This window comes from Castellaniella sp., from assembly GCF_036379515.1.
Taxonomy (GTDB): Bacteria; Pseudomonadota; Gammaproteobacteria; order Burkholderiales; family Burkholderiaceae_B; genus Castellaniella.
This window is the reverse complement of sequence record NZ_DASVGN010000031.1, coordinates 1-23,324: the sequence shown is the minus strand read 5'-3', so window position 1 is coordinate 23,324 and position 23,324 is coordinate 1. Positions and strand designations below refer to the sequence as shown.

General features: G+C 62.3%; 21 protein-coding genes. 8 read left to right on the top strand and 13 right to left on the bottom strand.

The features are described 5' to 3' along the window. Window positions 1-31 precede the first annotated feature (31 nt). The 4 genes from VF285_RS10255 (at window position 32) to minE (ending at window position 3,793) form a co-directional block, all read left to right on the top strand. Window positions 32-1,783 carry a glutamine--tRNA ligase/YqeY domain fusion protein gene (locus tag VF285_RS10255; protein ID WP_346952526.1) on the top strand — a complete coding sequence of 584 codons (1,752 nt, stop codon included), beginning with the start codon at window positions 32-34 and terminating at the stop codon, window positions 1,781-1,783. 6 nt (window positions 1,784-1,789) lie between these two features. Then, window positions 1,790-2,566, top strand: a complete 777-nt coding sequence (gene minC / locus VF285_RS10250) for a septum site-determining protein MinC (protein WP_346952525.1) — start codon at window positions 1,790-1,792, stop codon at window positions 2,564-2,566. Between the two features lie 145 nt (window positions 2,567-2,711). Next, window positions 2,712-3,527, top strand: coding sequence for a septum site-determining protein MinD (minD, locus tag VF285_RS10245; protein WP_346952524.1), 816 nt, complete (start codon window positions 2,712-2,714; stop codon window positions 3,525-3,527). A 2-nt stretch (window positions 3,528-3,529) separates the two neighbouring features. After that, entirely contained in the window at window positions 3,530-3,793 is a 264-nt protein-coding gene (gene minE / locus VF285_RS10240; RefSeq protein ID WP_346952523.1) for a cell division topological specificity factor MinE, read from the top strand. 49 nt (window positions 3,794-3,842) lie between these two features. Here the strand turns inward: minE and VF285_RS10235 are convergent, their stop codons facing one another. The 5 genes from VF285_RS10235 to VF285_RS10215 all read right to left on the bottom strand — a co-directional run bounded on the left by VF285_RS10235 (window position 3,843) and on the right by VF285_RS10215 (window position 8,569). Next, on the bottom strand, window positions 3,843-4,727 hold the full coding sequence (locus VF285_RS10235) for an AEC family transporter (RefSeq protein ID WP_346952522.1): 885 nt from the start codon (window positions 4,725-4,727) through the stop codon (window positions 3,843-3,845). 111 nt (window positions 4,728-4,838) lie between these two features. Then, window positions 4,839-5,075, bottom strand: a complete 237-nt coding sequence (locus VF285_RS10230) for a glycine zipper 2TM domain-containing protein (protein ID WP_346952521.1) — start codon at window positions 5,073-5,075, stop codon at window positions 4,839-4,841. Between the two features lie 115 nt (window positions 5,076-5,190). Next, window positions 5,191-6,864 (bottom strand): energy-dependent translational throttle protein EttA, encoded by a 1,674-nt coding sequence (gene ettA, locus VF285_RS10225; protein WP_346952520.1) that lies wholly within the window; start codon window positions 6,862-6,864, stop codon window positions 5,191-5,193. Between the two features lie 418 nt (window positions 6,865-7,282). Next, window positions 7,283-8,314: a glycosyltransferase family A protein gene (locus VF285_RS10220; protein ID WP_346952519.1), complete on the bottom strand. Its 1,032-nt coding sequence runs from the start codon at window positions 8,312-8,314 to the stop codon at window positions 7,283-7,285. 126 nt (window positions 8,315-8,440) lie between these two features. Then, a complete protein-coding gene (locus tag VF285_RS10215; RefSeq protein ID WP_291770627.1) occupies window positions 8,441-8,569 on the bottom strand; it encodes a hypothetical protein in 129 nt (42 codons plus the stop codon). Between the two features lie 201 nt (window positions 8,570-8,770). On the opposite strand from VF285_RS10215, the gene uvrA reads away from it, so the two are divergent. Next, window positions 8,771-14,380 carry an excinuclease ABC subunit UvrA gene (uvrA, locus tag VF285_RS10210; protein WP_346952518.1) on the top strand — a complete coding sequence of 1,870 codons (5,610 nt, stop codon included), beginning with the start codon at window positions 8,771-8,773 and terminating at the stop codon, window positions 14,378-14,380. Between the two features lie 19 nt (window positions 14,381-14,399). Here uvrA and VF285_RS10205 read toward each other — a convergent pair whose 3' ends face one another. Continuing rightward, on the bottom strand, window positions 14,400-15,359 hold the full coding sequence (locus tag VF285_RS10205) for a tRNA threonylcarbamoyladenosine dehydratase (protein WP_346952517.1): 960 nt from the start codon (window positions 15,357-15,359) through the stop codon (window positions 14,400-14,402). Between the two features lie 79 nt (window positions 15,360-15,438). On the opposite strand from VF285_RS10205, the gene VF285_RS10200 reads away from it, so the two are divergent. Genes VF285_RS10200 through VF285_RS10190 form a run of 3 tightly spaced genes read left to right on the top strand, consistent with a single transcriptional unit; the run spans window position 15,439 to window position 17,293 of the window. Then, window positions 15,439-16,131 carry a gamma-glutamylcyclotransferase gene (locus tag VF285_RS10200; RefSeq protein WP_346952516.1) on the top strand — a complete coding sequence of 231 codons (693 nt, stop codon included), beginning with the start codon at window positions 15,439-15,441 and terminating at the stop codon, window positions 16,129-16,131. Next, a complete protein-coding gene (pdxH, locus tag VF285_RS10195; protein ID WP_346952515.1) occupies window positions 16,128-16,763 on the top strand; it encodes a pyridoxamine 5'-phosphate oxidase in 636 nt (211 codons plus the stop codon). The genes VF285_RS10200 and pdxH overlap by 4 nt, the downstream gene beginning before the upstream one ends. Further along, window positions 16,760-17,293 carry a flavin reductase family protein gene (locus VF285_RS10190; protein WP_346952514.1) on the top strand — a complete coding sequence of 178 codons (534 nt, stop codon included), beginning with the start codon at window positions 16,760-16,762 and terminating at the stop codon, window positions 17,291-17,293. The genes pdxH and VF285_RS10190 overlap by 4 nt, the downstream gene beginning before the upstream one ends. Before the next feature lie 16 nt (window positions 17,294-17,309). Here the strand turns inward: VF285_RS10190 and VF285_RS10185 are convergent, their stop codons facing one another. The 7 genes from VF285_RS10185 to mog form a co-directional block, all read right to left on the bottom strand. Further along, window positions 17,310-17,756 carry a MaoC family dehydratase gene (locus VF285_RS10185; protein ID WP_346952513.1) on the bottom strand — a complete coding sequence of 149 codons (447 nt, stop codon included), beginning with the start codon at window positions 17,754-17,756 and terminating at the stop codon, window positions 17,310-17,312. 36 nt (window positions 17,757-17,792) lie between these two features. Next, window positions 17,793-18,803 (bottom strand): L-threonylcarbamoyladenylate synthase, encoded by a 1,011-nt coding sequence (locus VF285_RS10180; protein ID WP_346952512.1) that lies wholly within the window; start codon window positions 18,801-18,803, stop codon window positions 17,793-17,795. Then, the gene (locus VF285_RS10175) at window positions 18,796-19,962 is read right to left on the bottom strand and encodes a 5-(carboxyamino)imidazole ribonucleotide synthase (protein ID WP_346952511.1); all 1,167 of its coding nucleotides are present in this window, start codon (window positions 19,960-19,962) and stop codon (window positions 18,796-18,798) included. Before VF285_RS10175 ends, VF285_RS10180 begins: the two co-directional genes overlap by 8 nt. Next, entirely contained in the window at window positions 19,959-20,486 is a 528-nt protein-coding gene (gene purE, locus VF285_RS10170; protein ID WP_346952510.1) for a 5-(carboxyamino)imidazole ribonucleotide mutase, read from the bottom strand. The genes VF285_RS10175 and purE overlap by 4 nt, the downstream gene beginning before the upstream one ends. Continuing rightward, window positions 20,483-21,373, bottom strand: coding sequence for a phosphoribosylaminoimidazolesuccinocarboxamide synthase (locus VF285_RS10165; protein WP_346952509.1), 891 nt, complete (start codon window positions 21,371-21,373; stop codon window positions 20,483-20,485). The genes purE and VF285_RS10165 overlap by 4 nt, the downstream gene beginning before the upstream one ends. A 6-nt stretch (window positions 21,374-21,379) precedes the next feature. Further along, a complete protein-coding gene (gene fba / locus VF285_RS10160) occupies window positions 21,380-22,444 on the bottom strand; it encodes a class II fructose-bisphosphate aldolase (RefSeq protein ID WP_346952508.1) in 1,065 nt (354 codons plus the stop codon). A 102-nt stretch (window positions 22,445-22,546) separates the two neighbouring features. Next, window positions 22,547-23,170 (bottom strand): molybdopterin adenylyltransferase, encoded by a 624-nt coding sequence (gene mog, locus VF285_RS10155; RefSeq protein WP_346952507.1) that lies wholly within the window; start codon window positions 23,168-23,170, stop codon window positions 22,547-22,549. Between the last annotated feature and the right edge of the window lie 154 nt (window positions 23,171-23,324).

Genomic DNA, 23,324 nt, shown 5'->3' with positions numbered 1-23,324 from the left:
TGTGCGCTAGTTTAGATTATGACCCTCACGCATGACCACCGACCACGCGCCTGCCTCAAATTTCCTGCGCAACATCATCGATAACGACCTGAAAACAGGACGCTATCAGAACCGACGCTGGGCGCCTCCACCCAGCGCTGCCGAAGCCCGCCAGGCCGGCGAACTCGACACCGCCTGCATCCGCACACGTTTTCCTCCCGAGCCCAACGGCTATCTTCATATTGGCCATGCCAAAAGCATCTGCCTCAACTTTGGGCTGGCGCACGATTACGACGGTGTCTGCCATCTGCGCTTCGACGATACCAATCCTGAAAAAGAAGAAGACGAATACGTCCAGGCCATCGCCGACATGGTGCGCTGGCTCGGCTTTGACTGGGTGAGCCACGGCACTGAACACCGGTATTTCGCCAGCAACTACTTCGAGACGTTGTACCGATTTGCCGAAGCGCTGGTGCAAGCGGGCCATGCCTACGTTGACGAGCAATCGGCCGACGAAATGCGGGCCACGCGCGGCACACTGACGCAAGCCGGCACGAATTCACGCTGGCGTGACCGCCCTGCTGCCGAATCACTGGCCCTGCTGCGCGACATGCGGGCCGGCAAATACCCCGACGGCAGCATGGCACTGCGGGCCCGCATCGACATGGCGTCGCCCAACATCAACCTGCGCGACCCGGTGCTCTACCGCATCCGCCACGCTCCCCACCACCGAACCGGCAATGCCTGGTGCATCTACCCCATGTACGCCTGGGCCCACCCGGTCGAAGACGCGCTCGAAGGGATCACCCATAGCATCTGCACACTCGAATTCGAAGACCAGCGTCCCTTCTACGATTGGATTCTGCAAAAGCTGGTGGAGCTGGGCCAGCTCGCCGAACCGTTGCCGCACCAGTACGAATTCGCACGTCTGAACCTCAGCTACGTGGTCACCAGCAAACGCAAACTGCGGCAGCTGGTCGAAGAAGGCCACGTCGCCGGGTGGGACGACCCCCGCCTGCCCACGCTGGCGGGCTTGCGCAGGCGCGGATACACCCCCGGTGCCATCCGCCTGTTCTGCGAACGGCTGGGCGTCTCGAAGGCTGATTCCCGCATCGATTACAGCGTGCTCGAGCAAGCCTTGCGCGACGACCTTGACCCGGTAGCTCCACGCGCCGTGGCCGTGCTGGACCCGATCAAGCTGGTGCTGACGAACTTCCCGGAGGGCTACACCGAGCCATGCTCGGCCGCCAGCAATCCGCACACCCCCGAGGGTCCCAAGCGCCAGTTCCCGCTCACGCGAGAACTCTGGATCGAACGTGACGACTTTCGTGAAGAGCCGCCCAAGAAATACTTCCGCCTGTACCCCGGCAACCTCGTGCGCCTCAAATACGCCTACGTGGTCCGCTGTACGGATTGCGTGAAGAACGCAGCAGGCGAAATCACCGAAGTCCATGCCGAATACCTGCCCGACACCCGCAGCGGCACACCGGGGGCAGACAGCGTCAAGGTCAAGGGGGCCATCACCTGGGTGAGCGCAGCACACGCCATCCCGGCGCAGGTGCGACTCTATGACCGCCTGTTCTCCGTTCCCCACCCCGACGCGGGCGACAACAACTTTCTCGACGCGCTCAACCCGAACTCTTTCCGTGTGGTTCAAGCGTGGCTCGAACCCGGTACCCGGGCAACCCCAGGCGCCCGTTGGCAATTCGAGCGGCTGGGATACTTCGTCGCGGATCGCGAGACGTCCAGCACCGAACATCCTGTGCTGAATCGCACGGCGACCTTGCGTGACACCTGGGCCTGAAGCACCATGACACGACCTTCCTCTGCCCTGGACTTCAAAAGCGCAACCCTGTATGCGCTGCGCGCCGTCCTGCACTCGTCGAATACCGACGAAATCATCGCTGCACTCGACGAGCGCATGCGCGAGGCCGGCGCTTTTTACGAGAATGAAGCGGTCGTCATCGACGCCTTGAACCTCGAAGAAACACCCGACTGGCAAGCCCTGGTGACCGCACTGCGCGGGTACCACCTGCACCCGATCGGAGTCCAGACGTCGCCCGCGCTGCAGGTACAAGCCACTCAAGCTGGCCTGGCACCCGTGGATCTGTCGGCAGGACCCGCTACGGCCAAACCGCCACAAAAGACCGCGCCCAAGCCGGCAGCCCGGCGCAAGGCGGCGCCTGCCGAGGCCATTGCAGAACCCGCCGCGGCTACAGACAGCCCCACAGAGCTACCGGACACCATGGTGGTTCACCATCCGTTGCGCTCCGGCCAGCGCATCTATGCCAAGGGGTGCGATCTCATCGTCCTGGGCATGGTCAGCCAGGGAGCCGAAGTCATTGCCGACGGCAACATCCACGTCTACGGCCCACTGCGCGGCAAAGCCATGGCTGGAGCTCACGGCCGCACAGACGCCATGATTCTGACCACCCAGCTGGACCCTGAGCTCCTCGCGATTGCCGGGGTCTATCGGGTCGTCGAGACACGCTTACCCGAAACGCTGCACAATCAGGCGGCGCAGATTTCTCTCGATGGCGACACGCTGCGCATTCGGGCGCTGAACGAATCGGGTGAGCACCGCTGACTCCCGTGCAAAACGAGCCGGGCCTTACGCGGCTCTTGCCACCTGCAGATACCTTCGGTCACAGGCGAAGGGAACCATCACCATCGAAAGCCGGCATTTTGCTTTACGATGTCATGAATTTTGAATAGAGGGGAAACCATCCACCATGGCGCGCATCGTTGTTGTCACCTCCGGCAAGGGGGGCGTGGGTAAAACCACTACCAGCGCAAGTTTTTCGGCCGGCTTGGCCATGCGCGGCCACAAGACGGTCGTGATTGATTTCGACGTCGGTCTGCGCAACCTGGATTTGATCATGGGCTGCGAACGGCGCGTGGTCTACGACTTCGTCAACGTCATTCAAGGTGAAGCTTCGCTCAACCAGGCGCTGATTCGCGACAAGCAGCTCGAAAACCTGTACATTTTGCCGGCCTCGCAAACGCGCGACAAAGAAGCGCTCACTCGCGAAGGTGTTGGCAAGGTACTCGAAGATCTGGACAAGATGGACTTCGAATACATCGTCTGCGATTCGCCCGCTGGTATCGAAACCGGTGCTCTCCTGGCGGCCTACTACGCAGACGATGCCTTGGTGGTCACCAACCCCGAGGTCTCTTCCGTTCGCGATTCCGACCGCATCCTGGGCATCCTCTCGGCCAAGTCACGCCGGGCCGAAAAAGGCGAAGACCCCGTCAAAGAACACTTGCTTCTCACGCGCTACAACGCCAAGCGCGTCTCCGAGGGCGAAATGCTGTCGCTCAGCGACATCGAAGACATCCTGCGCATCCGGCTCATCGGTGTCATCCCCGAATCTGAAATCGTGCTGCAGGCCTCCAACCAAGGCATTCCGGCCATCCATATCCGCGACAGCGACGTGGCCAACGCCTACCAAGACGTGGTGGCGCGCTACCTGGGCGACGAAAAGCCCATGCGCTACGTCGATTACGAAAAGCCGGGACTGTTCAAGCGCCTGTTCGGAGGGAAATGATCATGTCATTCCTGGATTTTCTGCGAGGCCAGAAGAAATCGTCCGCCAGCATCGCCAAAGACCGGCTGCAACTCATTCTGATCAATGAGCGCGGCAGTGGGCGCCACGGCCCCGATTTTCTGCCGCAGCTGCAGAAAGAGCTGATCGAAGTGATCTCGAAATACGTCAAGATCAACCCCGAAGACATTCGCGTGAACCTGGACCGCCAAGACTCGCTCGAGGTTCTGGAAGTCAAGATCGAAATGCCGCAGGCCGAAGCGCACTGAAAATGGCGCCGCCACCTCGCGCCTGAGCGCGCGCTCCGCGAGCGCTCGCTCAGATCCAGGTCAGCGTGGCCCAGACGACCAACGGGATGGTCACTATCGACAGGACATTGCCCAGCAGCACGACGCTGGCGACCGTCTTGGGCTCCACGCGGTATTGCTCACTGAGCAGATAATTCAGCACGGCCGGTGGCAGCATCACCGACAGAGCCACCAGCCGCAGCCAGGCAGGCGTGAGCGGCAGCAGCAGCCAAACGATGAGCAGGGTCACCAGACCCGCCAGCAGATACAGCACATTGATCTTCAAGGCCAGGCGGATATGGTCGATGCGGTCCTGAGATAGCCGTACCCCAAGTCCGAAGAGCATCAGCGGAATTGCAATCTGTCCGGTGAGATCCACCGAGGTCGCGACGAACCCTGGAATCCAATGGCGATAAGGTGCCAGCAGGACTCCCAGCACCGCGGCCCAGATGTTCGGGTTCTTCAGCCACATCCAACGGTCGCCTCCCCGAGATAGCAGCATCAACCCGAGCGAAAACTGCAGCAGGTTCGACAGCACGAACAGGACGACGATGTCGCCCAGCATGTTCTTGCCATAGGCCAGCATCATCAGTGGAATGCCGATGTTCCCCGTATTACGGAACATGCCAGGAACCAGAAAACCCGCGCGCGTCCGGGTCGGATGCGGCACCAGGCTCAGCAGCGCCCCAGGAATCACCACGATCAGCACGCCGGCCACCACGAGCGGCCAGCCATGCCACAGGTCCACCGGATTATCGAGCAAGGCAGAGAAGACCAACGCGGGACAAAACACCATCACGTTGGCGTGATTGATGAATCCCATCTCCGGTGGTTGCGCCTGGCAGCGCTCAAAGCCGTACCCTATGGCCGCAATGGCGAAAACAGGCAGGACGATATTCAGCAGGGTAAGCAGCATGCGGCAGCTGTCTGATCAAAGATCCGGGGAAGAAGTGAGGCAGTGTACAGCACCCCCAAGGCTGTCCCGAGAGCCACCCGCTGCAGCAGCGTGCGCTGCGCCTTGTAGAGCTTAGGGATTCTTGCCGATCTGATCGCCGATAATGCCGCCGATGGCCGCGCCCCCAATGGTACCCAGAATACCCCCGCCGGTGATGACGGCACCCGCCAACCCGCCAAGACCGGCACCACCCACCGCCGTCTTCTGGCGATGGCTCATGTTGTCCCAAGCGGAACAGCCGGCCATTGAAGCAGCGAGCAGCACGATGATGCCCAACTTCGCGAAGGTCTTGAGGGTCACGAGGGTCATGAGGAGATCTCCTTGGTTTTCAAGCCTGCAATGCCCCCACAGGCATCATCACCATGATTTATATACCAGCCTCATCTTCAAGGTTGTGAGCCAGGGCTACAGATGTTTCAGCCTCCTAGCGCAGTGCCTTGTACCGCAGGCGATGAGGACGCGCGGCATCTTCACCAAGCCGTGCCCGCTTGTCGGACTCGTACTCTTGATAATTGCCGTCGAAAAACACGACCGAAGAATCGCCCTCGAATGCCAGAATGTGCGTGGCAATCCGATCCAGGAACCACCGGTCGTGGCTGATGACCAGCACACAGCCGGCGAATTCGAGCAAGGCGTCTTCCAGTGCGCGCAAGGTTTCGACATCCAAGTCGTTGGAAGGTTCATCCAGCAGCAGCACGTTGCCACCTTCGATCAAGGTTTTGGCCAAGTGCAACCGACCGCGTTCACCGCCTGAAAGCTTGCCTACCGGCTTGTTCTGATCCGAGCCCTTGAAGTTGAAGCGCCCCAGATAGGCCCGCGAAGGCATCTCGAAGCGACCCACGGTCAGCAGGTCGGCGCCGTCTGAAATCGCCTCGAACACGGTCTTGTTGGCGGGCAAAGAATCGCGCGACTGGTCCACATAAGAGATCTTGACGGTCTGACCCAAGGCGACTTCACCCGAATCTGGCTTCTCGGCACCCGTGATCATGCGGAACAGCGTGGACTTGCCCGCGCCATTGGGGCCGATGATGCCCACGATGGCACCTGCCGGCACCCGAAAGCTCAGCTCGTCGATCAGCAGACGATCACCAAACGACTTGGAGACCCCATGGAACTCGATGACTTCATTGCCGAGACGCTCGGCCACCGGAATGAAAATTTCTTGGGTTTCGTTGCGCTTCTGATATTCCACCGAAGACAGCTCTTCGAATCGGGCCAGGCGCGCCTTGGCCTTGGCTTGACGACCCTTGGGGTTCTGGCGGACCCATTCGAGTTCTTTTTTGATGGTACGTTGACGCGCGGATTCTGACGCCTCTTCGTGCTTCAGGCGGTCTTCTTTCTGTTCCAGCCAGGAACTGTAATTGCCCTTCCAGGGGATGCCATGACCACGATCCAGCTCAAGGATCCACTCGGCGGCGTTGTCAAGGAAGTAGCGATCGTGCGTCACTGCCACCACCGTCCCCGGAAACTGATGCAGGAAGGTCTCCAGCCACTCGACGGATTCGGCATCCAGATGGTTGGTAGGCTCATCAAGCAAGAGCATGTCGGGCTTGGACAGCAGCAGTCGACACAACGCCACGCGGCGCTTCTCGCCACCCGACAGATGGCCGACGTTCGAATCCCAGGGCGGCAGACGCAGCGCATCGGCTGCGATTTCCATCTGGGTTTCGAGATCATCGCTGCCGCTGGTCGCCGCAGCCGCGATCACCGCCTCAAGCCGCGCCTGTTCGGCGGCCAGCGCGTCAAAGTCCGCATCCGGCTCGGCATACGCGGCATACACCTCGTCCAGACGTTGGCGGGCCTCGAAGACCTCGCCCAGCCCTGCCTCCACGGCCTCACGCACGCTGTGGTCAGGATCGAGCTGAGGCTCTTGCGGCAGATACCCGATCTTCAGCCCCGCCATCGGGACGGCTTCACCTTCGATGTCGGTATCGACGCCTGCCATGATCTTGAGCAGCGTGGACTTGCCCGACCCATTGAGCCCCAGCACACCGATCTTGGCACCAGGGAAGAATGACAAGGAGATATCCCGCAGGATCTGACGCTTGGGTGGCACGATCTTGCCAACCCGGTTCATCGAATACACGTACTGTGCCATGGAGCAACCGTCAAAACGGCGGGCCGAAGGATTCAGCCACGCGACAGGCCGATTGTAGGCCGTAAAATCCTATCAATCTTTCTTTACGAGCGCTTCAGCATGTCCGCCTCCCTCCTGACCTTCACCGCTGACGAAATGGCCCTGCTGGCGCGTACAGCCGATGCGCTCTGCGCCTACCTCGGAAAACCCGTCGTGGCCGAAGTTGTCTCCGAACCCGCCGAAGGCTTCGAATGGGTTCTATTTGCAATTCCGCTCGATCCGCGCGATGCGGACGAAGACATGGCACACGTCCAGGTGGGTGGCTCTGATACTCGCATCCTGGGTAGCCAAGGAGGCCTCAGCTTCGCGGACGGCCACCCGGTCGATTGCAAATTCTTGTGGGCCATCCAACGGTCAAATCAGGATGGCGCACGCTTCATCAAGGTTGATCCCCTGGGCGAGGAAGTCGCCTGGTCGAATGAGTTGAGTGACCTCCTGCCCTTTGGTCTGGACGAAGAAGCCCCGCCGGCTGAGCCCGGCGATCCCGAAGACGATCCCGAATAAACAAGGCCAGCCCCAACGGCCACATCCCTGCCACCAAGACCCACGCCACCGGACGCGTGAGACGCCGCGTCACAGGGGGGCGTCGCCGTTGCGTCCGCAAGTGCAACGAGAAACGCGTGTAGCGCGCGGCGGCCGCCAAAAACGACCGCGGCTGGTGCCAGAACCACGGCAGGCAGTTTTCCAACGTATCTTGCGCCAGCAGCCAGAGCCCCAATGCATGGCGACTTCCTCCCGCCACACGCCCCTGATGCGACAGACTGTCGCCCGAATCGTGATAGACCCGGAAAACCTGATTCACGAAACGCGTCAGATATCCGGCTCGCGCAATGGCATTCCAGACCAGGCTCTCGGGCACGAAGCCAGGGATGTCTTCTGGAAACGGAAACTGCCGCAGGATATCCGTGCGCAAACAACCAAATTTCTCTCCGCGCACATGGTATCGGAACGTCATGTCCAACGAACTCACATCCATGACGTCCTGCGGGTACATGTCGCCCACCACACGGCCATCGGCGCGCGCACACAACCCAGTGATTGCTACGAACTGCCCTCGGAGCGCGGGTGGAACCTGTTCCCAGGCGCACGACATGTAGTAGAGCGCATTGGCGTCCAGTTCGTCGTCGCTGTCGATGGCCACCAGCCACTCGCCGCGCGCATGGCGAACCCCATTGTTGAAGGCTGTTTTTTTATGTTGATTGGGTTGCCAAACGTAACGGATCGGGAAACTGGCTTCCTGTTGCCACCCCTGCACCAACGCACGGGTATGGTCCGTCGAGCCATCATCCACCACGACCCATTCAAAATCCTGAAACGACTGATCTTGTAGCGAGCGATACACCCGTCCCAACGTGTGGGCCCGGTTATAGGTGGGGGTGACAACCGAAAACAGATGACGCCAGCGCGCCATGTCCCAGCACTCCTTTATTGCCTCCGAGCCTTGATGATACCGGCAAAAAAAAACCACGGACCGCCTGATCCGTGGTTTCCCGAAGATCGAATTGTATGAAAACAATACGATCTTAAAACGCGCCTTTTAAACGCGTTTGACCTTCTCGAGCATCTTGAAGACGCTCTTGGGCGCATGGATGAAAAGGCGCTTGAAAGACTTGCCAAGGCAACGACGCTCAAGCGTGTTGCGCCGTGTACGTTTGATTTCGGCCATGAAGATCTCCTGGGTCGCAGCTGAAAGTTAAAGCGAAACACACCATTTTAACAGACACCACCCTGAATACTCGAAGCGACCCCACAATTCATGCAGACTTGGGTACGGTTCACGCCACCAGGACTGCCCAGTCTGGTAACAATTCCACCCGAACCACGGTTCGCCAGCGCAGGTCCACGCGCCCGGATTATGATCACTTTCATGAATGCTCCCATCCGTATCATTGGCGCTCGCCAGAACAATCTCAAGAACCTCGACGTCACCATCCAGACCGGCGAGTTGCTGGTCATCACAGGCGTTTCCGGGTCCGGCAAAAGCTCACTTGCGTTTGACACGCTCTACGCCGAAGGGCAGCGACGCTACGTGGAAACATTCTCGCCTTATGCGCGCCAGTTTCTGGACCGTATGGACAAGCCACAGGTGGATCGCATCGACGGCATCCTGCCGGCCATTGCCATCGACCAGGTGAATCCGGTGCGCAACTCGCGCAGTACCGTGGGAACCATGACGGAGCTCAACGACCACCTGAAGCTGCTCTATGCGCGCGCAGGCCATCTGTTCTGCCGGCAGTGCGCACGCCCGGTGCTCCGCGACAATCCCACGAGCATTCGCCAGCAGCTCCAGGCTCAGTGCGCCGAGCGCGACCCGCGGCTGGTCATCACCTTCCCGGTCACCGTGCCCGACAACTTCACCGAGGACGAGGTGCGGCACTTTCTGGAGCAGCAGGGGTACACCCGCATCCACGGTCCCGCACACAACCCCTTGCAGGTCGTTCAAGACCGCTTCCGCCTGAGCAACGCCGAAGAAGCGCGCGTCAACGAAGCGTTGGAAATCGCACTGCGACAAGGCAATGGCCATATCAGCGTACACGCCATGTTCGAAGATCACGAAGAACAATGGCGCTTCAGCAGCGGCCTGCACTGCGCGCACTGCGACATTGCCTACACGGCACCGCTACCCAGTACGTTTTCCTTCAACTCGCCTCTGGGTGCTTGCGAACACTGCAAGGGCTTCGGACGCGTCATCGGAATCGACTACGGCCTGGTGGTTCCGGACGAATCCCGCAGCCTGCGCGAAGGTGCCATCAAGCCGTGGCAAACAGCCAGCTACAAAGAATGCCAGGATGATCTGGAACGCTACGCTGGCAAGCTCGGAATCCGTCTGGACACCCCCTGGAGCCAGCTCAACTCGGCTGAAAAGGATTGGGTCATTCAGGGCGCACCCGACTGGAAGGGGGGCCCCTCGGCCTGGAAACGCCAATGGTACGGCGTACAACGGTTCTTCAACTGGCTGGAATCTCGCGCCTACCGGATGCACGTCCGGGTATTGCTGTCGAAATACCGCAGCTACACCCCATGCATCCACTGTGGCGGTGCACGCCTGAAGCCAGACGCAACGCTTTGGCGCCTGGGGCGGGCGGCAGAGGCCATCCCCGGCCACCCTCGATTTCTGCCGCCTGGCGTGCGCTGGACGCGCACCCAGCTCGATGCCCTGCCCGGGCTGGGGCTCCACGATTTGATGGAGCTGCCCATCACTCAGGTGCGCGACTGGTTCGAAGCCATTGAACTGGGGCAGACGCTCGACGATGCCCTTTCCGAGCTTCTGGACGAGGTTCGTACCCGGTTGCGCTTCCTGTGCGACGTCGGGCTGGGATACCTGTCACTGGACCGGCAAAGCCGCACGCTTTCAGGCGGCGAAGTCCAGCGTATCAACCTGACGACGGCCTTGGGCACCTCGCTGGTGAACACCTTGTTCGTACTGGACGAGCCCTCCATCGGCCTGCACCCACGCGACATCCACCGCATTGTAGAAGTCATGCAACGGTTGCGGGACCACGGCAACACACTGGTCGTGGTCGAGCATGACCCGCAGGTCATGGTGGCGGCCGACCGCATCCTGGACATCGGCCCCGGACCCGGCGAGCGGGGCGGACGCATCGTCTTCGATGGCACGCCGGCAGCACTTGCAGCCTCCGACACACTGACGGGCCGCTACTTTGGCGGACACCAACGCATCGAGGCTCCGCGCCCCATGGCTGTGACCGACAGTACCCCCCGGCTGTTGCTGCAGGGCGTCCAGGCCAACAACCTCAAGAACATCGACTTCTCCATGCCGCTGGGCCGACTGGTCTGCCTGACGGGGGTGTCGGGCTCCGGCAAATCCACGCTAGTGCAGGACGTGCTGTACCCCGCCATGCGCAAGCGCCTGGGCAAGCCAACCGAAGCGCCTGGCTCCTACACGGCGCTGTTGGGCGCTGAGCAACTGGCCGACATCGTGCTGGTCGACCAGACCCCCATCGGCAAGACGGCACGTTCAAACCCGGCAAGTTATGTCGGCGCCTTCGATGCGATCCGCAAATTGTTCGCTGCGGCGGACCTTTCCAAGGAACGCGGCTATACATCCGGCACCTTCAGCTTCAACACGGGCGACGGCCGCTGCCCCACCTGCGGCGGAACCGGCTTCGAACACGTCGAGATGCAGTTCCTCTCTGACGTCTACCTGCGGTGCCCGGACTGCAACGGCCGCCGCTACCGTCCTGAGATCCTCGAGGTACATATCGAACACCTGGGCCGCAGCGCCTCCATCGCCGATGTGCTGGACATGACGGTCAGCGAGGCCCTGGATTTCTTCAAAGGTCTGCGCGACGTGCAGTGGGGGCTGGCACCCCTGTCAGACGTAGGCCTGGAATACGTTCGGCTGGGCCAGCCCGTCCCCACGCTGTCGGGCGGCGAGGCACAGCGCCTGAAGCTGGCCGGCCACCTGGCCGAAGCAGCGCGCGGCCACGCCCCCAAGGGCGTGCGTAAGGGCAGTCTGTTGCTGTTCGACGAACCCACGACCGGGCTGCACTACGACGACATCGCACGTCTGATGCGGGCCTTCCGAAAACTGCTCACAGCCGGCCACTCGCTGCTGATCATCGAACACAATCTCGACGTCATCCGCGCGGCTGACTGGATCGTGGACCTGGGCCCCGAAGGTGGCGACGAAGGCGGACAGATCATCGCCCAAGGCACCCCGGCCGACCTCATGCGGTGCACGGCATCACACACCGGGCATGCCTTGGCCGACTACGACGGGCAACTAAACGGCCAGGCGCTGGTCGTGCAAGAACCGGCTCCCGTGCGTCTGCGTGCGCCTGCCAGCCAGGATATCCACATTCTGAACGCCCGAGAACACAACCTGAAAGGCATTGACGTCCACATCCCACGCAATGAGTTCACCGTAGTCACCGGCGTTTCGGGGTCGGGCAAATCCACGCTGGCCTTCGACATCCTGTTCAATGAAGGCCAACGCCGCTACCTCGAATCCCTGAATGCCTACGCACGCGCCATCGTACAGCCCGCAGGCAAGCCCGATGTGGACGCCATCTATGGCATCCCGCCCACAGTCGCCATCGAGCAGCGCACCAGCCGAGGCGGACGCAAGTCCACCGTGGCCACCATGACCGAAATCCATCATTTCCTACGTCTGCTCTACGTGCGGCTGGGCACGCAGATGTGCCCGGACTGCCACGTCCCCGTCGCTCCGCAGACGCCCGAACAAATCGTGGCGCAGCTGCTGCGCGACCACGCCGGTGGACACATCGGGCTCCTTGCGCCGCTGGTCGTGGCACGTAAGGGGTACTACACCGAGATCGCGAAATGGGCAGGGTCCCACGGCTATAGCCACCTGCGTGTGGACGGCGATTTCATCCCCGTCAGCCCGTGGCCCCGCCTGAACCGCTTCCAGGAACACACCATCGAACTGCCTGTGCGTGATCTGATCGTGGATGCCGCCGACGAGGCCGGCCTGCGCGACGCAGTGCGCGCGGCGCTGACGCTGGGCCATGGCAGCTTTCGTGTCCTGACGGGGCTGACGGCCCCGGGACAGGACACGCTGGAGGCACGGCGAGCGGCCGGTCTGGCCTCCCACCCGACGCTGCTCACGTTTTCCATCAAGCGGGCCTGCCCTCAGTGCGGCACCAGTTTCCCGGAACCCGACCCGCGCCTGTTCTCCTACAACTCGCGGCATGGCTGGTGCCCTGCCTGCTATGGCACTGGTCTGCAGATCGTGGGGTTCACCGAGGACCAGACCGGTGAAGAAAGCACCTGGCTCGAAAGCTCTCCCGAAACCCTGCAGCCTTGCACCGTCTGCCACGGCCAGCGCCTGAACCGGGTGGCCCTGGCATTCCAATGGCACGAGCGTTCCATCGCCGAACTGGCCGCCCTCCCCGTCAGCGACGCCCAACGATTCTTCCTGGCGCTCTCGCCTCGGGGGCGCGAAGCCGAGATCGCACGAGACATCCTGAGCGAAATCCGGGGCCGCCTGAACTTCATGATGGACGTGGGCCTGGGCTATCTGGCGCTGGACCGCGCTGCCCCCACGTTGTCGGGCGGTGAGGCACAGCGCATCCGCCTGGCCGCCCAGCTGGGTTCGAATCTTCAAGGCGTGTGCTACGTCCTGGATGAACCCACCATCGGGCTGCATCCTCGCGACAACCGCATTCTGCTCGAGGCCCTGGCCAAGCTGGAGGGAAACGGCAATACCCTGGTGGTCGTGGAACACGACGAGGACACCATTCGCCGGGCAGGTCATGTCATCGACGTGGGGCCAGGCGCTGGCACGCGCGGCGGCATGGTGGTGGCCCAAGGAACAGTCGACGACATCATCCACAACCCGGCGTCTCTCACGGGCCGCTACCTGCGTGAGCCTCTGGTCCACCCCATGAACGAGCGCAGGGATGTCTCGGGCGACATCCCTGCTCTGGACATCCTGGACGCGACCCTGCACAACCTGAATCACGCACACGCCCGGATTCCGCTGGGCCGGCTCAACGTGATCACCGGCGTGTCCGGATCGGGCAAATCCACGCTGGCACGCGACGTGCTGCTCGACAATCTGGCCCCCAAGGTCGGACACGGACACGTTGCAACTCCAAATTGGCACGGCTGCCGCGAGATCCGTGGGTGGGAAGCCGTCGACCGCGTGCTGGAAGTCGACCAAACCCCCATCGGCAAGACGCCGCGTTCCTGCCCCGCGACCTACATCGGCTTCTGGGACGACATCCGCAAACTGTACGCCAGCACGCGCGAAGCCCGCCTGCGCGGCTGGACGGCGTCGCGCTTTTCATTCAACACCGGCGAGGGCCGTTGCCCGGAATGCGAAGGCCAGGGCATGCGCACCATCGAGATGAGCTTCCTGCCCAACGTCAAGGTGCCCTGCGATGCATGCCACGGCGCACGCTTCAATCAAGAAACCCAGGATGTCCACTGGCACGAGCGCGGCGCCGGCGATGTGCTGCGCATGGAAGTCGACGAGGCCGCGAGCCACTTTGCGGCCCATCGCAAGATCTCCCGGGCGCTGCAGCTCATGCAAGACGTGGGCCTGGGCTACCTGACGTTGGGGCAACCCTCACCTACTCTGTCCGGGGGCGAAGCCCAGCGCATCAAACTGGTAACCGAACTGACCAAAGCCCATCTGGATGAAGGCGTCATCCACACGGGCCGCGCATCCCGCATCCCGCACACTCTGTACGTACTGGACGAACCCACGGTGGGCCTGTCCACTGCCGACGTGGAAAAGCTCATCCACGTGCTGCACCGCCTGGTGGATGCAGGCCATACGGTGGTCGTAATCGAACACAACCTGGACGTCATCGCCGAAGCAGACTGGATCGTCGATCTTGGCCCCGAAGGGGGAGACCAGGGAGGCCGCGTCGTCGCACAGGGCAGCCCCGAACATCTCTGTGCCAGCCCGACTCATACAGGTCAGATCCTGAACGAATTTCTGGCACGACAGAAGCACGCGGCCAGTGCCAGCGAGGCAAGCTGACACTGCACTCACGAAGCATTCAAAGCCGCGCCAGGCCCTGCTGTATCGCCCAATCGGCAGCCGCCATGCCCATGGTGGCCGTGACGGTGACGGCAGAGCCGTAGCCCGCGCACGAGAGCCCCTGCGGAGCCGTCGGCGAACTGACAGTAGCCGATTGCTGTGTCCAGGCCGCAGGCAACACCACAGGTTGATCGAACCACAGACAGGCCACGCCCATGCGTGGCATGCGACGATGGGGCTTGCCGCCGGCCACCCCGCCCTTGGGATAGCCATGATGCTTGCGAAGCTCCTGGCGAATCCGGCCCAGCAAGGCGTCGTGGACGGCGACCGACAGATCACCTGACCGTAAGGCAAGCGGATTCGTCTTGCCGCCGGCTCCGCCGCACACGAGCAGAGACCACGCCGACGCGCGCGACTGCACGATCATGGCGATCTTGGCCGGGACCTGATCCGTGCAATCAATCAGCAGATTGGTCCAGGGCCTCTCGTCGGCCGTCGCCACGCCCACACCCGACGGCGCGGCCGAACCGGGGGGCAGCAGAATCCCCTTCAGATTTTCAGCATCCACGAAATCGTCCACACAGCGCACCTGACAGAAAGGGTTGATTTCACGAACGCGCTCGGCCATGGCATTGACCTTGGCCTGCCCCACGGTGCTGCTGAGCGCATGAACCTGACGGTTCACGTTGGATTCCGCGATATGATCCAGGTCGACCAGCGTGAGCGCCCCCACGCCTGAGCGCGCCAATGCCTCGACGCACCAGGTACCTACCCCGCCAATCCCGGCAACCACGACGTGCAGGCGCGACAAGGCCCTCAGGGCACCGTCACCATAGAGGCGATCCAGCCCGCCAAACCGGCGCGCCACATCGGCTTGAGGCAGGCTTTCGACAGGAACCCGGCATCCTTGATCGGAACATGGGGCGGTTGCAGGCGCTTCCTGCGCCGGGAGAAACAGAGGGTCGTCAGAGAGGGGCATTGAAGCACAGTCCAAAAATGCGGAAGCAGCCCCCTCATTTTAAGCGCGTGCCCGCCGCCACATCCTGAAGTCCCATACAATGGAAGCCGTCCTCCATTCATCTGCCAAGGTCGTGAACGCCGCAGCTGCCTCCCGTGAATCACCGCCGCCTCCAGAGGCCTTGCGAGTGCGCGACGCGGCCTGGCACGAAGCCTCCATCCACAAGACGCTCAGCGGCTGGAACGGGCGCTCCGATGTGTGGATCTTCGGCTATGGTTCGCTCATCTGGCGGCCTGAATTCGATTTCGTCGAAGCCCGAAGAGCTCGCATCCACGGCTACCACCGGTCTCTATGCCTTTGGTCGCGCATCAACCGTGGTACCCCCGACTGCCCAGGTCTGGTCTTCAGCCTGGACCTGGGAGGATCGTGCACCGGACGCGCCTATCGCATCGCCGGAGCCCGGGTGGCCGCAATCATGCCCCGGCTCTGGGCGCGTGAAATGCCCAGCGCAGCCTACATTCCCCGTTGGCTGAACTGCCACACCAAGACCGGGGTAGTGCCGGGCCTGGTCTTCACCATGGACCGCACCGATCGGGGCTACGTGCCCGGGCTCTCGCTCGAACAAACACTCGCCATCGTGCATCAGGGCCATGGCCGCTACGGCCGCTGCCTGGATTATGTGCTGCAAACGGCCGACGCATTGGTGGCGGCAAACATCAACGACCCCAGACTGCAGGCGCTGGCCCGCGCCTTGCGATCCTCCACGACAACTGCAGCACACGAATCCTCATGACTTCTCTCGCCGATATTCGCCAGACCTACCAAAAGTTCGAATTGCTGGAATCCTCCGTGGCGGCCAACCCCTACGACCAGTTTGGGCAATGGTTCCAGCAGGCGCTGCACAGCGAAGTACCGGAACCCACCGCCATGACGCTGGCCACGGCCGACGCACAGGCCCGCCCCTCTGCACGCACAGTACTGCTCAAGGGCTACGACCCTCGGGGCTTCGTGTTCTACACCAATTATGAGTCGCGCAAGGGTCAGGAACTGACCGCCAATCCGCAGGCGAGCCTGCTTTTTTTCTGGGAACCGCTCGAGCGCCAGGTCCGCATCGAAGGCCCTGTCACGCGCCTGGCGGATGACGAGTCCGACACCTATTACAACAGCCGGCCACTGGGCTCACGCATCGGCGCCTGGGCTTCGCCGCAAAGCCGTCCCATCACCCACGAAGCGCTCGCACGACGCGTCAGCGATCTCACGGCCAGCCTGGGCGAACACCCTGCGCGACCGCCCTACTGGGGTGGATTTCGCGTACAGGCCCAGCGCATCGAATTCTGGCAGGGACGGCCTTCACGTCTGCACGACCGGCTGGTCTACACTTTGAATGATCGAGGCTCCTGGGCCCTGACACGCATCGCGCCATGAGCCACTCTATCGCCGACAACCCTGATTTTCCCGACCGATACTTCCGTTCGGCCCTGGGGCGCTTTCCGTCAGGCGTCACCATCGTGACTGCCGAACACCCGGACACCCACGCGCCTCTGGGAATGACCATCAGCTCTTTCAGCTCGGTGTCGCTGCAACCGCCCATGGTGCTCTGGACCCTGACGCAGGGCGCCGCCTCGCGCCCCGCCCTGCTGACTCTAGAACGCTATGTCATCCACGTGCTGTCAGCCAGTCAGATCCATCTGGCACGCCGTTTTGCACGCGGTTCGCACAGCGAGCGCTTCGAGGGGCTGGCGTTGGGTCGTGCGCCCAACGGCACACTGATGCTCGAAGACCCGCGCTGCTCGGCCTGGTTCGAATGCCACAACAGCCAGCATCACGACGCAGGAGACCACACCATCTTCGTGGGTCAGGTCGAGCACTGTCACTACCAACCCAAGGCGCCCCTCATCTACCACGCGGGGGATTTCGACCTCACGCCTGCCAGCGAGCCGCTCTCCAGAAACTGACGATCAACCGGAAAGCTCAACGCGGCTCCGGCTCGATCTCGAACAAATTGGTGGCTTCGGTCTCGAACACCAGCTCGTCGTGCTGGTTGTACAGGTGCCACGTCCAGCGCACGATGCCCAGATCGGGGCGCGATGAAGAAACCCGCTTTGAATCCACGGAGGCCTCGAACCTGAGGCTGTCCCCTGCGCGCACGGGCTTGACCCAACGCAGGCGCTCCAATCCGGGTGATCCAAAAGAATCCGAATCCTTCAGCGCGGCATCGACCGCCATGCGCATGGCAATGCCCCCCGTGAGCCAGCCGCTGCCAATCAGTCCACCCCAACGACCTGCTTGCGCACGCTGGGCATCCACGTGGAACCACTGCGGATCGTACTGATGCGCAAACGCCAGCATCTCGGCTTCCGTCACAGTCACCGGGTCATGGCGAATCGCCATGCCCACTTCAAAATCTTTGAATTTCATCCGATACTCCGGTAAGCCACCGAGTGCCTTGAACGGCTACTCTTCGAAGGCCGCTGCTGCCCTGTGAATACGGTCATTGACGCCCTGCCAGGCAGGCCCATCCGGCGGCTCCTGCAGCACGATACGGTCGTAACCGGACTCGTCCAGCTCACGCAGCAACGCGTACAGGCGGTGTGCGTAAACAGCAGGGTCCGTTGGCAGCACCACCCAATCCACTCCCGCCGGGGCAGCACCCGGCACGCACCCCAAGACACACGCCGCCACACGCTGGCCAGCGATCCCCGGCCAGGACGCCAAGGCCTGCACACTCATGAGTGACACGGGCGTATGCGGAGCATAGTGTGCCTTCAAGGAACCCGACACACGCGGCGCCGCTGCATCCGGCTGCGCGGGCAGCGCACCCAGCACCTCGGCAAGCTGCAACGCACTGATACCCCCGGGGCGCAACAAGGTCGGGGGCACGCCATGTTTCAGACGAGACACGTCCAGAATAGTGGATTCTATGCCCACCTCGGAATCTCCGCCTTCGAGGATCATCAGGGCCTGCGCATCCAGATCAGGGAATTCGCGGCGCACATGTTCTGCACGCGTGGGTGACACCTGACCGAACTGATTCGCCGAGGGCGCAGCCACGCCGCCACAGCCATGTGGATTGAGTGCCGCAAACACGTGCAACAGAGTCTGCGCCACCGGGTGCGAAGGACATCTCAGCCCAACGCTGTCCTGGCCCCCACTGACGACATCCGGGATATGCGGTGCACGCGGCAAAATCAAGGTCAGGGGTCCTGGCCAGAATGCTGCCATGAGCTTGCGCGCCACCGGCGAAATCGCGGTGACCCAATAGCCCGGATCGGTATCGGGGGCCAGATGCACGATGACGGGATGATTGGCCGGCCGCTTCTTGGCGGCATAAATACGCGCCACAGCCGCGGGGTTTTCAGCGTCGGCTCCCAGCCCGTAGACGGTTTCTGTCGGGAAGGCTACCAGACGCCCCTGGGCAAGGCGGTGTGCGGCTTCGACGATCTTGTCGTGACCCGAATCAGGCATCCGGGAGCCCCAGCACGGCCGAGACCTGGGCAATGCGCCGATGCAACTCGGCAGCGCTATCCGCCACCACATTGACGTGCCCCATTTTGCGCCCCGGCCGCGCGCCCGATTTTGCATACAGATGCAAGCGGGTGCCTGGCACTGCAAGAACATCTTGCCACCGAGGCTCGCGTTCGACACCCCTGGCGTCGAACCAGAGATCTCCCAGCAAGTTCATCATGGCCGCCGGCCGTGGGGCGTCGGTGTCGCCCAGCGGCAGTCCTGCCATGATGCGTGCCTGCTGCTCGAACTGGCTGACCAGGCAGGCATCTTGCGTGTAATGGCCACTGTTGTGGGGGCGCGGCGCCATCTCGTTGGCCACCACACGCCCGTCACGCAGCACGAAGAATTCGACGCCCAGCACCCCGTGATAATCCAGCGTGCGCGCAATGCGCAAAGCGAAGTCGCGCGCCTGGTCCGCCGCCGCGGCCGGGATCGAGCCATCGACCAGCGACACGGCCAGAATGCCATCGCGATGCTGGTTGCGAGACGGCGGGTAAGTGACGCACTGCCCCGCCTGATCGCGCGCCACCATGACGGAGATTTCGTAATCCAGAGGCTGCAAAGCCTCAAGGATGCAAGGCACACCCTTCAAGGCCTCAAAGGCTTGATATGCCGCGGCACGACTTGCGACCCGTACCTGGCCCTTGCCGTCATAACCTAGTCTGGCGGTCTTGAGAATGCCCGGAAACAGGACCTCGGGGCAGGAATCCAGATCAGACGCCTGCGTTACGGCACGATGGGGCACTACCGGCACGCCGGCCTTCTGGATGAACGCCTTTTCGTCAAGACGATCCTGAGCAATGGCCACGCAGTCACCGGAAGGCGCCGTGACACAAGACCGCGCCAGTCGCCGAAGGCTGTCTGCCGGGACGTTTTCGAATTCCGTCGACACGGCGACGCACCGTTTCGCCAGCTGATCCAGCGCGGTGGGGTCATCATAGGCAGCCCGGATATGCCAATCGGCTACCATGCCTGCAGGACTGACCTCACCCGGATCGAGCACCGCCACGTGGTAGCCCAACGCCTGCGCCGCCTGACAGAACATGCGGCCCAGTTGGCCGCCGCCCAGAATGCCCAACCAGGCACCTGGTGCATGATATGAGACGGGGTGGCTCATGAGGGCTCCGGCGGAACCACCATGGCGCGCGCTTTTTCAGTCTGGCGTGCCCGATAGTCGTTCAGGCGCAGCAACAAATCGCCATCCGTCATGGCCAGGTTGGCCACGACGTGCAAAGCGGCGTTGGCTGCACCCGATTCGCCAATGGCAAACGTGGCCACCGGAACACCCCTGGGCATCTGCACGATGGACAGCAAGGAATCTTCGCCCCGCAAATAGCGTGACGGCACAGGAACGCCGAAGACTGGCACTGGCGTCAAGGCTGCCAGCATGCCGGGCAAATGCGCAGCACCGCCCGCCCCTGCGACGATGGCTCGCAATCCACGTCGATGGGCCTGCGCACCGTATTCCACCATATCGAGCGGCATGCGGTGCGCCGAAACCACGCGGGCCTCGTACGCCACACCGAACTCGTCGAAGACGGCTGCCGCATGGCGCATGACCTCCCAGTCGCTGGAAGACCCCATGATGAGCCCCACAAGGGGCGCCGAGCGCCCTGCAGTCGACTCGGCGGCCGGGCTCATGCCGCGGCGTCCTGGGTCAGGCGATCGAGCGCTTCCTGGTACTTGGCCGCAGTGCGCTGCATGACCTCGGGTGGCAGCCTGGGAGCTGGCGGCGTCTTGTCCCAGTCCTGAGTCTCAAGCCAGTCCCGGACGAATTGCTTGTCGAAGGACGGTGGATTACTGCCTAGCACGTAGCGGTCTGCTGGCCAGAAACGAGAAGAATCCGGCGTCAGGACTTCGTCCATGAGGTGCAGCACTCCGTGCTCGTCCAGCCCAAACTCAAATTTGGTGTCGGCAATCAGAATGCCTCGGCTACGGGCGTAATCGGCTGCCTCGGCATACAGTGCCAGCGTTGCGGCACGGACGGCCTCGGCAGTCTTCTGACCGACTTGCCCCACCACGTAGTCGAAATCGACGTTTTCATCGTGATGGCCGAACTCGGCCTTGGCTGCTGGCGTGAAGATGGGGGCCGCGAGTTTTTCAGCCTGACGAAGACCTGGGGGCAGGGCCACACCGCACACCGACCCATGCGCCTGGTAATCCTTCCAGCCTGAACCAATCAGATAGCCCCGTGCCACGGCTTCCACCAAAATGGGCTTGAGGCGCTTGACCACCATGGCGCGCCCTGCCACCTGATCCCGCTCGGATGGCGCCACGACGTCTTCCGGCGCAATGCCAGTGACATGAGTGGGTAACTGGTGTCCCAGGCGACGCAGCCAAAATTCGGTCAGCGCCGTCAGAACCTTGCCCTTGCCGGGAATGGGGTCACCCAGAATCACGTCAAAGGCCGATATCCGGTCAGTGGCGACAATGAGCAGTTTGTCTTCGCCCACGGCATACATGTCGCGGACCTTGCCACGCCCCAGCAGGGGCAGCGACGCGATCGTGGTTTGAAGCAGAGCCGTCATGGGGGCTTATTTCACCTGTTGCTTGAGTTCACCGGAGGCGTAGCGTGCCGCCATGTCGGTCAGCGGAATCGCCTTGATCTGAGACGCATGGCCCGCCGTGCCGAACTGCTCGTAGCGGGCGATGCACAGCTTCTTGGCTGCTTCGCGCGCCGGCTTGAGGTATTCGCGCGGGTCGAACTTGGAAGGGTTCTCGGCGAAGAACTTGCGAATGGCACCCGTCATGGCCAACCGGATATCGGTGTCGATGTTGACCTTGCGCACGCCATGCTTGATGGCTTCCTGGATTTCTTCGACCGGCACGCCGTAGGTTTCTTTCATGTCGCCTCCGAACTCGCGGATGATGGCCAGCAGTTCTTGCGGCACGCTGGAGCTGCCATGCATGACCAGGTGCGTATTCGGCAAGCGCGCGTGGATTTCCTTGACGCGCTGAATGGACAACGTTTCTTTGGTGGGCTTGCGGCTGAACTTGTAAGCGCCATGGCTGGTGCCCACTGCGATGGCGAGGGCATCGAGCTGCGTCTGGCGCACGAAATCGGCCGCCTGCTCAGGATCGGTGAGCAGTTGCTCGCGGGTCATGGTGCCTTCTGCTCCATGACCGTCTTCTTTGTCGCCCTTCATGGTTTCGAGGGAACCCAGGCACCCCAGTTCGCCTTCGACCGTGACGCCCAGCTTGTGCGACATCTGCACAACCTGCCGGGTGACGTCGAGGTTGTAGTCGAACGACGAGATGGTCTTGCCGTCGGACATCAACGAACCGTCCATCATCACGCTGGAGAACCCCAGACCGATGGCACCCTTGCAGACATCAGGCGACTGGCCGTGATCCTGGTGCATGACGACGGGGATATGCGGATACGACTGAACGGCCGCTTGAATCAGGAACTTGAGGAAGCCCTCGCCCGCGTATTTGCGGGCCCCTGCCGAAGCCTGCATGATGACGGGACTGCTGGTCTGGTCGGCCGCTTCCATGATGGCCTGGACCTGCTCCAGATTGTTGACGTTGAAGGCAGGAATCCCGTAGCCGTGCTCGGCTGCGTGATCCAGAAGCTGACGCATGGAAACCAGGGCCATGAAGGAACTCCAGAATGAATATTGGCTGAAAATCGAATTCCCGTGATTTTAAGGCGGAACGAGAATCGCTGCTGATAGTGGCCCCAAGCCACCCCATGCCGACTAGGACCTGCGCGCCGACTTCGGCCGAAACGCCTTCACGACCTCGTCGTGCGTCTCTACATAGGGCCCGCCGATCAGATCCAGACAATAGGGCACCGCCGCAAAAACCCCGGCCACCTGCACGGTGCCATCCGGCGCCCGCAGCCCTTCCAGCGTTTCCTGAATCGCCTTGGGTTGCCCCGGCAGATTGATGATGAGGGCCGCATGGTCGGCCAATTCCCGGATCACCGCCACCTGCCGCGACAGGATGGCCGTGGGGACAAACCGCAGGCTGACCTGCCGCATCTGCTCACCGAACCCCGGCATCTCTCGTGTCGCCACATCCAGGGTGGCCTCAGGCGTCAGATCGCGCCGGGCGGGTCCAGTCCCCCCCGTGGTCAGCACCAGATCACAACGCGCCTCATCGACCAGCTCGCGCAAAGTGGCGGCAATCCCTTCGCGCCCGTCCGGGATCAGGCGCGACACGACTTGGGGAACGCGGGTGAGCGCCCGCTGCAGCCACTGGGTCAGGGCTGGAATTCCCTGGTCTTCATAGATCCCAGCCGAAGCCCGATCGGAAATCGAGACCAGCCCCACGATCAATTCATCAGGATGGGACCGTTTGAGCGGAAATGGAATGGACATGAGCAGCAGCACTTCAGGCAAAATGAATCAGGACTTCAATTCTAGGGCATCGACATGGCCATCAACACCCTGCTGCTTGTCGGCGGCGACCTCTGTGCACGCACGGCCCGCCACCTGGATCCGGCGGCATGGTCCTGCACAGGACTCAGGCGCC

Bases quoted from the DNA above. Each gene is read 5' to 3' on its own strand.
- VF285_RS10215 (WP_291770627.1), bottom strand. From the start codon at position 8,569: ATGGCCGAAATCAAACGTACACGGCGCAACACGCTTGAGCGTCGTTGC.
- VF285_RS10205 (WP_346952517.1), bottom strand. From the start codon at position 15,359: ATGCCCCTCTCTGACGACCCTCTGTTTCTCCCGGCGCAGGAAGCGCCT.
- VF285_RS10175 (WP_346952511.1), bottom strand. From the start codon at position 19,962: ATGAGCCACCCCGTCTCATATCATGCACCAGGTGCCTGGTTGGGCATT.
- VF285_RS10230 (WP_346952521.1), bottom strand. From the start codon at position 5,075: ATGACCCTCGTGACCCTCAAGACCTTCGCGAAGTTGGGCATCATCGTG.
- VF285_RS10235 (WP_346952522.1), bottom strand. From the start codon at position 4,727: ATGCTGCTTACCCTGCTGAATATCGTCCTGCCTGTTTTCGCCATTGCG.
- minC (WP_346952525.1), top strand. From the start codon at position 1,790: ATGACACGACCTTCCTCTGCCCTGGACTTCAAAAGCGCAACCCTGTAT.
- VF285_RS10165 (WP_346952509.1), bottom strand. From the start codon at position 21,373: ATGACGGCTCTGCTTCAAACCACGATCGCGTCGCTGCCCCTGCTGGGG.
- mog (WP_346952507.1), bottom strand. From the start codon at position 23,170: ATGTCCATTCCATTTCCGCTCAAACGGTCCCATCCTGATGAATTGATC.
- pdxH (WP_346952515.1), top strand. From the start codon at position 16,128: ATGACTTCTCTCGCCGATATTCGCCAGACCTACCAAAAGTTCGAATTG.
- VF285_RS10220 (WP_346952519.1), bottom strand. From the start codon at position 8,314: ATGGCGCGCTGGCGTCATCTGTTTTCGGTTGTCACCCCCACCTATAAC.
- ettA (WP_346952520.1), bottom strand. From the start codon at position 6,864: ATGGCACAGTACGTGTATTCGATGAACCGGGTTGGCAAGATCGTGCCA.
- minE (WP_346952523.1), top strand. From the start codon at position 3,530: ATGTCATTCCTGGATTTTCTGCGAGGCCAGAAGAAATCGTCCGCCAGC.
- fba (WP_346952508.1), bottom strand. From the start codon at position 22,444: ATGGCCCTGGTTTCCATGCGTCAGCTTCTGGATCACGCAGCCGAGCAC.
- minD (WP_346952524.1), top strand. From the start codon at position 2,712: ATGGCGCGCATCGTTGTTGTCACCTCCGGCAAGGGGGGCGTGGGTAAA.
- VF285_RS10190 (WP_346952514.1), top strand. From the start codon at position 16,760: ATGAGCCACTCTATCGCCGACAACCCTGATTTTCCCGACCGATACTTC.
- VF285_RS10255 (WP_346952526.1), top strand. From the start codon at position 32: ATGACCACCGACCACGCGCCTGCCTCAAATTTCCTGCGCAACATCATC.
- VF285_RS10185 (WP_346952513.1), bottom strand. From the start codon at position 17,756: ATGAAATTCAAAGATTTTGAAGTGGGCATGGCGATTCGCCATGACCCG.
- purE (WP_346952510.1), bottom strand. From the start codon at position 20,486: ATGAGCCCGGCCGCCGAGTCGACTGCAGGGCGCTCGGCGCCCCTTGTG.
- VF285_RS10180 (WP_346952512.1), bottom strand. From the start codon at position 18,803: ATGCCTGATTCGGGTCACGACAAGATCGTCGAAGCCGCACACCGCCTT.
- uvrA (WP_346952518.1), top strand. From the start codon at position 8,771: ATGAATGCTCCCATCCGTATCATTGGCGCTCGCCAGAACAATCTCAAG.
- VF285_RS10200 (WP_346952516.1), top strand. From the start codon at position 15,439: ATGGAAGCCGTCCTCCATTCATCTGCCAAGGTCGTGAACGCCGCAGCT.